This is a genomic window from Frankia sp. R43 (genome assembly GCF_001306465.1).
Lineage (GTDB): Bacteria > Actinomycetota > Actinomycetes > Frankiales > Frankiaceae > Parafrankia > Parafrankia irregularis.
Genome location: NZ_LFCW01000001.1, coordinates 250,669 through 258,660, shown reverse-complemented (window position 1 = coordinate 258,660; position 7,992 = coordinate 250,669). Strand labels below are relative to the sequence as shown.

8 protein-coding genes are annotated in these 7,992 nt (G+C 72.5%); all 8 read right to left on the bottom strand.

Annotated elements, in window-relative coordinates; genetic code table 11:
• Positions 1 to 39 precede the first annotated feature (39 nt).
• Positions 40 to 381 (bottom strand): hypothetical protein, encoded by a 342-nt coding sequence (locus ACG83_RS01015; protein WP_054564276.1) that lies wholly within the window; start codon positions 379 to 381, stop codon positions 40 to 42.
• A complete protein-coding gene (locus ACG83_RS01010) occupies positions 378 to 818 on the bottom strand; it encodes a YbaB/EbfC family nucleoid-associated protein (protein WP_054564275.1) in 441 nt (146 codons plus the stop codon). Before ACG83_RS01010 ends, ACG83_RS01015 begins: the two co-directional genes overlap by 4 nt.
• A gap of 82 nt (positions 819 to 900) precedes the next feature.
• A complete protein-coding gene (locus ACG83_RS01005) occupies positions 901 to 3,876 on the bottom strand; it encodes a hypothetical protein (RefSeq protein ID WP_054564274.1) in 2,976 nt (991 codons plus the stop codon).
• 4 nt (positions 3,877 to 3,880) lie between these two features.
• A complete protein-coding gene (locus ACG83_RS01000) occupies positions 3,881 to 4,318 on the bottom strand; it encodes a hypothetical protein (protein WP_054564273.1) in 438 nt (145 codons plus the stop codon).
• 1 nt (position 4,319) lies between these two features.
• Positions 4,320 to 4,616 carry a WXG100 family type VII secretion target gene (locus ACG83_RS00995; protein ID WP_054564272.1) on the bottom strand — a complete coding sequence of 99 codons (297 nt, stop codon included), beginning with the start codon at positions 4,614 to 4,616 and terminating at the stop codon, positions 4,320 to 4,322.
• 55 nt (positions 4,617 to 4,671) lie between these two features.
• Positions 4,672 to 4,986, bottom strand: a complete 315-nt coding sequence (locus ACG83_RS00990) for a WXG100 family type VII secretion target (protein ID WP_054564271.1) — start codon at positions 4,984 to 4,986, stop codon at positions 4,672 to 4,674.
• Between the two features lie 22 nt (positions 4,987 to 5,008).
• The gene (eccB, locus tag ACG83_RS00985; RefSeq protein ID WP_083472950.1) at positions 5,009 to 6,499 is read right to left on the bottom strand and encodes a type VII secretion protein EccB; all 1,491 of its coding nucleotides are present in this window, start codon (positions 6,497 to 6,499) and stop codon (positions 5,009 to 5,011) included.
• Between the two features lies 1 nt (position 6,500).
• Complete coding sequence (gene eccD, locus ACG83_RS00980; protein ID WP_054564270.1) at positions 6,501 to 7,961, bottom strand: type VII secretion integral membrane protein EccD; 1,461 nt, start codon at positions 7,959 to 7,961, stop codon at positions 6,501 to 6,503.
• Between the last annotated feature and the right edge of the window lie 31 nt (positions 7,962 to 7,992).

Sequence of the window (7,992 nt, the reverse complement as noted above, 5' to 3'; positions counted from 1 at the left end):
CGTGCCGCGTCTCGTCCGGGTCGGTCGGTTGGTCGGTGGTCAGCCGCGCGCCCCGCCGCCGCCCGACCAGTTCCCGGCGGTGTCGGCGGCACCCGCCTCGGTCGCCTCGCCGATGTTGCGCACGATCCCGAGCCGGTCGCCCTGCACACCGATTGCCGTGCCGAGCGCCCCGTAGATCTTGTCGAAGGCCTGCATCACCTGCCGGAACATGGCGTACGCCAGCTTGGACGCCTCGTCCTCCGCGTCTGCGGCGAAGTTGTTCTGCGTGATCCCGTCGGCGAGCTCCTTCCCGAAGGCGACCACGTCGTCGCGGAACTCGGCGAGGATCGGCACCTTGTTGGCCAGCTCGTCACCGTCGAAGGTGATGTTCTCCCCGCTCATGCCCGGTGCCCGTTCTCCGTCTGCGCGGGGCTGGCGTCGTCGTCCGGGATGTTCCGGGTGAACATGCCGAGCAGCTCCTCGACGAGTTCGTCGGAGGACTGCACCTCGGCCAGCCGGCCGATCGAGGAGGGCAGTTCCAGCATCAGGTCCCGCATGCCGGCGAGCGCGGTGTCCAGGGCGCCGGATCGGGCCTGCTCGATGGTCTTCACCAGCAGGTCGGCGAACTCCGCGGGCGCCAGCTCGCGGTAGGCGTCCCCCCGGAACGAGATGTCGGTGATCTTTCCGTCCCCGCTCGCGGTGACCGTCAGGAGTTTGCCGCGGTCGCTGGCCTTGTGCCGGGCGGCGACGCCCTCCCGCCGGATGCGGGCGGTCACCTCCTCGGTGCGCGCCAGCTCGGCCAGCGCGGCCTCCATCAGGTCGTCGTCGAACAGCCCCACGCCGTTGTCCTCTCTGTACTGGTCGCGACCCGGATGTCATGACGCCGCGGGATGCGGATCCGGGGATGCGGATCCGGTGCGGTCAGCGGCCGCGGCGGACGCGGTCCCGTCCCGGGGCCGCTGGCTGCACGACGCCGGTGGAACGCTCGGTGCCGGCCTCGGCGGAGGTGTCGTCGCGGCCGACGACCGCGGGTGCGCAGTCCGGGTCGGTGCCCCAGACCTCCTCGTCCTCGGTCAGCCAGGTGCTGCGCTGACGGTCCCGGGAGGAGGAGCCGCCGGCCGCGCCGCCGCCCATCCCCCCCATCGGCATGAACGGCATGCCGCCGCCCCCACCCGCCGTCGATCCGGCTACGGCGGGAGTGGCCGCCGAGCCGAGGCCGCCGGCTGACAGCGCGCTTGCGGACTCCAGTGCGCCGCCGGCGGCCCCGGCGGCGAGGGGGGACGCGGCGGTACCGAGCGTGCTGCCCGTGCCGAGACTCGTCAGCTGCGCGCCGCCCAGGTTGACGCCGGACGTGCCGACCCCGCCGAGGAGATCGCCGGAGAGGGTGCGGACCATCGGCTCGCTGATGTCCCCGATGGTCACGCCGGAGCCCGTCGTCAGAGGCGACGCCACCTGGACACCGTCGATCTGCGTCGGGAAGGCCGAGCTGGGTGTGCTGATGTCGGGCATCGTCAGGCCACTGGCCGCACCCGACTGGGCGCCGAGCGATGACAGCGCGTCGGGGAGGCCGGCCTGACCCGAGGTGAGCAGACCGGCCTGGCCCAGGTCCGCGAGCTGGGCGGGGGTGACGGGCACCGAGTCGAGCAGCCCGGCGTCACTGAGCGCGTTCAGCTGGGCCGGAGACAGGTCCCCCAGCGAGCCCACGCCCTGACCCGAGCTGAGCAGCCCGCTGTCCCGCAGCTGGTCGAGCTGGGCGGGGCTGACCGGGATGTCGTCCAGGGCACCGGACGCGTCGAGCCGGGCGAGCTGAGCCGGGCTGAGATCACCCAGGTTGTCCAGGCCCCCGACACCGCTCAGGGTGCTGGCGGGCGAGCTGAGCAGGCCGGCGTCCGCGAGTGCCTGCTGGCCGGCCGGGCTGAGCGGGACGGAGTCGAGCAGCCCGGCGTCGCTCAGCACGTTCAGCTGGTCGGGGCTCAGCTCGCCCAGGGTCGCCGCGTCGGTGCCGAGGCCGGCGGCGCGCAGGGCCGCCGACTGCTCGGCGGTCAGCGGTGTGTCGGCCAGCACACCCGCCCGCCCGAGTGCCTGCAGCGAACCGAGCAGGGTGCCGGCCTCGCGCCGGGCCGCGCCGGTCAGGCCGGTCCCCCCCGAGCCGAGGCCGCCTAGACCGGCGAGGCCGGCTGCCCCCGCTCCGAGGCCGGTCTCGGCACCCGGCACGTAGTCGACCAGCTCGTACCCGGTGGCTCCGGTGCCACCCAGGCCGTTGCCGAGGTCGCCCAGGCCACCGCCGATGTTGTTGATGCCCTCGCCGAGCTGGTTCAGGCCGCCGCCGATCCCGTCACCCAGCTGGTTCAGACCACCGCCGAGCTGGTTCAGGCCACCGCCGAGGTTGTTGATCCCCCCGCCGATGTTGTTGATGCCCTCACCGAGCTGGTTCAGGCCGCCGCCGAGGCCGTTGATTCCTCCGCCGATGTTGTTCAGGCCCTTGCCGAGCTCGTTCAGGTTGGCATTGATCCCGTTACCGAAGTCGTTGACGCCCTCGAAGTTCTTGTTGGCCCCCTCGAACCCCTTGTTGATTTCATCGAAGTTCTTGTTGATGCCCTCGAAACTCTTGTTGAGCTCCTCGTTGAGTTTCTCCAGGTATTCGTTGAGCTCCTCGTTGCCGCCGGCGAGGGCGGTCTCCGGGGCCGGGCGGGGTGGCGGCGGCGGAGGCATCCGGCCGAGCTTGACGGCGGCCTGGGCGGCGGCGAAGGCAGTGATCATCTCCTGTGCCTTCGTCACGGACGGCCTGAAGGCCTCCTGCACATGGTTGGCCCACTGGGCCCGCAGCTTGTTGTCGACGTCGGGCCAGGTCGGTTCCCGCAGCACGGCGTACTCGCCCTGTATTCCGACCCAGTCGGGAAACCTGATGTACATCTCCCGCCACTGGAGATCCGCCATCTGGCCGCGCCCGCCGCGGATCCAGCCCCTGTCCCACAGGCCGCCCGAATGGTTCCAGTTCTCCGTCTCGGTGGTCGGCCGGTCGAACACGACCGACCCGTTGAACATCTCGCCGACCAGCTTCCAGGGATCGGACCACACCCCGGGCGGCCCGGGGATGATCCCGCGGGGGTCACCGGCTTTGCCCGACCAGTAGTCGTTGTCCTTGTGCAGCTGTTCGACGAAGGCCACGGCGCTGAGGTACGCCTTGTTGATCGGATCGATCCAGGGCGTCGACTGTTCGCGGACGCCCTGGACGCCGGCCTGGGCGGCGAGGACCCGGGCACGGTACGCCTGGGCCGCGGAGCCCGAGAAGTTGTCCGCCTTCGTGTCGATGCGGGCGATGTCGTCGCCGAGGTTGGCGAACACGGTGGCCGACCAGGCCCCGATGCCGTCCAGCGCCTGCCCGATCCCGCGCAGTGTCTCCGGGTCGAACGGGGTGCCCAGACCGGCGAGCTGCGGGATGTTCGTCTCGACGGCCATCCAGGCCTTCCGCACGTCCATGAGCGGGTTCGAGGTGTCCTCCGCCGGGGTGAGCGAGTTCTGGGTGGGCGTCGACGACGAGCCCCGCTTGCCCACCCACACGGTGACCCATTCGGTGTTGCTGGCCCAGTCGTCCGACATCCACCGCCAGAAGGTGAGCGCGCCGTACTGGAAGGGCGGCGTCCAGCCGCCGCCGGTGTGGTATTGCTCCTTGCGCGGATCGGCTATCAGCCACGGCGGCCCGGAGGCCCGCACCGTGTCGGGCCGCAGGCCCGCGTCGATCGCGCCCCCGGTGGCCGCCGCGGGCGTGGTGGTCGAGGTCGTCGAGCCGGTCGCGGCCCCGGCCGCGGCGAGGTCGAGCGTCGCGCCGGTGCTTGACCCGATGGTGTAGCCGAGGATGTCGTGCAGGACGTCCTCGATCTTTCCGGGAGCGGCCATGGCGTCAGGTCCCGGTCGTGGACGACGATGTGGACGAGGTGGACGACGACGTGTCCGGTGTGGTCGTCTGGCTGGGCATGAACGAGTCGAACAACGTGCCGGTGAGGGTCGAGGCGTTGGCGCTCTCGACCGCGTCGGAGTCCGCCAGCAGGTACTCCAGGCCCCAGCGCAGGTTGGACGTGTTCGTGTAGACGGTGTTGACCCGTTCGACCAGGTTCTGCCGCACCCGTTCGAAGTTCTGCGCCAGGCCGACCGCCTCGGTGAAGCCCGATCCGCCGAGCCGCAGCGGGAAGGGAGCCCCGAGGGCCAGCGTCGAGACCGCATCGGGGCCCCACTGGAAGGTGGACGACCGGCGGTCGATGTCGTCGAGCAGCCCGATGTACTCCTTCATGCGGTCCCGGAGGGCGGTTTCGTCCATCCTGATCGTGAGTTCTTCGCCCATGTCAGATCAGGGAGCCGAAGACGTTCGCGCCGCGGTTGTCGCCCAGCACGTACTGGTTGTGGATCTCCTCCAGCTTCACCTTCCCGACGGCGAGCGAGAGCTCCATCTCCTGCTGGCCGGTGTTCCACTGCTGCTGGGCGAGGACGTAGTTGTCGGGGGCGGCACCCGAGTTCCGGTCCGCGAAGACCCGGACGCTGTTGATCAGGGCCTCCAGCGAGTCCTGGAGCTTGGTCGTGACGAACTGCAGCTCGGCCGCTGTGTCGAGAGCGCCGTTCGGGTTGAACTGGTAGGTGGCCATGTCTCCCTCACGGAGGTTGGGGGGCGGGTGTGGGGCTCGCGTGCGACGGACGGGCTCAGGTGAGGCCCTGGGCCCAGGTCGAGCCGATCATGACGGCGTTGTCCTCGACCGTGGTCGTGGTGTTCGCGTAGACGACCATCGACTCGTTCAGGAGGTCCAGCCCCTGGCGGACCTTGTTGAAACCGTTCTGCCAGTTGGCGATCGCGTCGCGGTACCTGGCGGCCGCGACGCCGCCCCACTGGACGAACAGCATCGACGCGGCGGACTCGATGGTGTTCTGGATGTTGACGCACTCGTCCTGGCAGAGGTCGAACGCCTTGATCATCGCGACGGTGCTCGTTTCGTCGGAGATGAGACTCGGGTCGGGCATGGTGGCCGCCTTTCCGTTCGGTTCAGGATGTGGACGGACCGCCGGGTGGCGGTGCCGCGTTCAGGAGTGCCGTGCTCGGGGCGGCCGCGTTCGGAGCAGCCGCGTTCGGAGCAGCCGAGTTCGGGGAGGTCGGGTGCGGGGAGGCCGCGGTCGGTGAGGCCGACTCCGCCGGGGTGGTCAGCCGCGGTCCCGTGGGCAGCAGGGTCAGCAGCGGCCACGGGCTGGCCACCGCCAGGTGGGCGTCGTAGCCGAGGGCCTGCATCGCGCGCCCGCTCAGTGGGTACGCCGTGCCGCTGCCGTCGACGAGCACGCCGCGCAGATCGTCGACCCGCAGCTCGTCCGGCGGCACGGGCTGTTCCATGAGCAGCGCGCCGCGGCCCGGGGCGACCCGCACCGCGATTCCCCGCGTCGTGACGCTGCCCGGCACGCTCGGGATCGACACCGTCACGACCGCCAGCGCGGCGGGTTCCGCTTCTCCGCTCGACTCGGCGCAGACGGCCTGGTCGGCCGCGAGGTGGCGAACGACGGGCGGCAGGGCCGGTAGTCCGTCCCAGGGTGCGGGCATGCTGGTCCGCGGCCCGGCCGCCAGGTCGGCCGGGGTCAGCTCGCGGGCGGGCGTGTCGCCGGTCTCGGCACGGGTGAGCGCGAACTGCACGGGGGTGAGCGGGGCCAGCCCGGCCGGCAGCAGGATGTAGTGCGTCGTCACCCCGCCCGTCACCGCGGCGGTGAAAAGGTCCCCCACCTTCGCCGGTGCGCCCCCGACCAGCCAGCCGGGGGCGCCGGGGTCGACGCGCACCGGGGCGAGGTCGGGGCCGGCCGGCACCACCTCCAGCCAGCGTGGGTCGACGGGCGTCGGTCGGACGTCGCCGAAGCCGAGCACGTCGGCGACCCACGGCCGGGCCAGCCGCAGCCGCCGCCCCTGCCAGAGCAGGTAGGTCTCGCTGCCGTCGGAGCTGTCCGCGGTGACCAGCACACCTTCGCGGACGCCGGGGCGGTCCGGCTGGCTCGCTGGGCTCACCCCGATGTCGAGGATGGCGGCGATGTCGGGCTCTCCGCTCGCGCAGATCCGCCAGACCCCGCTGTTCAGCGCCGCGGTGGCGGGCAGCAGGTCGGGAGCCGAGGCGATGCCGACGGGCGCTCCGCGGGGAGTGTGCTTCAGCCGGGAGGCCGGCACCACCTGCGGGTTGACGACCGCTCCGGTCAGCAGCCGGGCCGAGGCGATGTTGGGCACGGGACGCAGCTCGCCGTCGATGAGCAGGAAGCGGCTGCCGGTGCCCTTCTCGATGATCAGCGTGTTCGGTTTCCGCCACTCGGTCGACCCGGAGCCGGACACCAGCGCCCAGATCGCGACGACGCCCAGGGTCAGGGCGGCCAGCACCGTGCCGCCGACCAGGCCGCGGACGTCGCGGCGCCCCAGCGGGTCGAGGGTGTCGGGGTCGGCGCGCACCAGCGCCGCCGACAGGCGGGTCAGCAGGTACCGCTGGGCGTCGACCTGGTCGCGGCGGGACTGCATGTCAGCCCACCACCGAGCGGATGAGCCCGATCAGCCCGAGCAGCCAGGAGACCAGCGGCACAGCCAGGACCAGTGCCGTGATGTGGGCGAAGTCCCCGGCCCGGCCCCACATCGGCGTCATCCGGCGGCGGGGCAGCACGCGGGCGCAGCCGGCCGCGGCGAGGGCGAACGCCAGGGAGACCGCCGGCGCGAGCCAGCCGGGCTCCGAGCCGTCGCCGGCACGCGCGCCGATCGGCAGCACGATCACGACCAGGCCGGCCACCGCCGGGAGGAGCAGCGCCGCCCGATGCCAGGTGCTCGTCATCGGCCGCGACGCCAGCGCCTGCGCCAGCCCGACGAGAACGACGAGAGCGGTGGGGATCCAGTGGTGGTCGAGAGCCATGGTGACCAGCGCGGCGGCGGACAGCACCCCGCACGCGGCGTGCAGGGCGGTCATGTTGACGTCGGCGGCGGCGGCGCGCGCCAGCACCTCCGCGCTGGGCTCCGGGTCGATGTCGTCCTGCAGCTCACCGGGCTCGACGGGCAGTGGCGGCAACGCCAGCCCGGCGCAGGTGAAGGCGGCCACCGGCACCAGCGGCCGGGCGCCGACGCACAGCAGCGCGATCACCGCCGCCGTCTGGGTCCGGTCGAGTCCGGCGAGGGTACCCAGCCCGCAGCCGACGAAGCCGCCGCACGCGACGGCTGTCCCGGCCAGCGCGAGCGGGCGAGCCGACGGGTGGCCGGCGGTGAGCAGCAGCAGGAGGCCGGCGCCGACGACGGCCGCGGCCGAGCCGGTCATCAGCATGAGCCGGGCGGTGGACGCCGGGTCCCCGCCCGCGCCCGCGTCGGCCACGCCGAGGGCCGCCGCCTCGATGACGAAACCGACCATCGCGGCGCCGGTGAGGGCGGCGACGGACCGGTCGACGACGAGGCGGGACGTCGCCACGGTGACCGCGCCGAGCAGCACGACGGCCTCCGCGGCGATCAGCGCGCGGTAGTGGTAGCCACTGGCGGGCAGGGCGGCCAGCGCGACCACCAGCCAGCCGGCGAGGGCCAGCAGGGAGGCGAGGCGGGTCGTGCGCGGGCGCCACAGCCCGGAGCGGGCCTTGATACCGCTGGACACTCCGTCGATGAGGTCGTCGAAGTCGAGCGGGGGGATCTGCTCCGAGCGTGGCCGCAGGTGCACGGTGTCGCCGTCGAGCAGGCCGTGCTCGGCGACACTGTCGTCCTCGTCCAGCGGCGGCTCGCCGAGGCGCTGTGCCACCCAGCCGCTGTGCTCCAGGCCGCGGTCGGCGAGATCCGGCCCGAGGCCGCGCAGCAGGGCGGGCATCAGGTCGGCGAGCGGCACATGGCAGGGCACCGACAGCTCGACCTGGCTCGTCGGCCCCACGACGAGCAGGCGGCATACCTCCGCCACGCTGGACTGGCCCATGACCTCGGCACGGCGTCCGCCGCCCATCGGGTTCACGGGAGTGACCCGCATCACATCGGCGGTCTGTCTGGTGTCGGTCGAA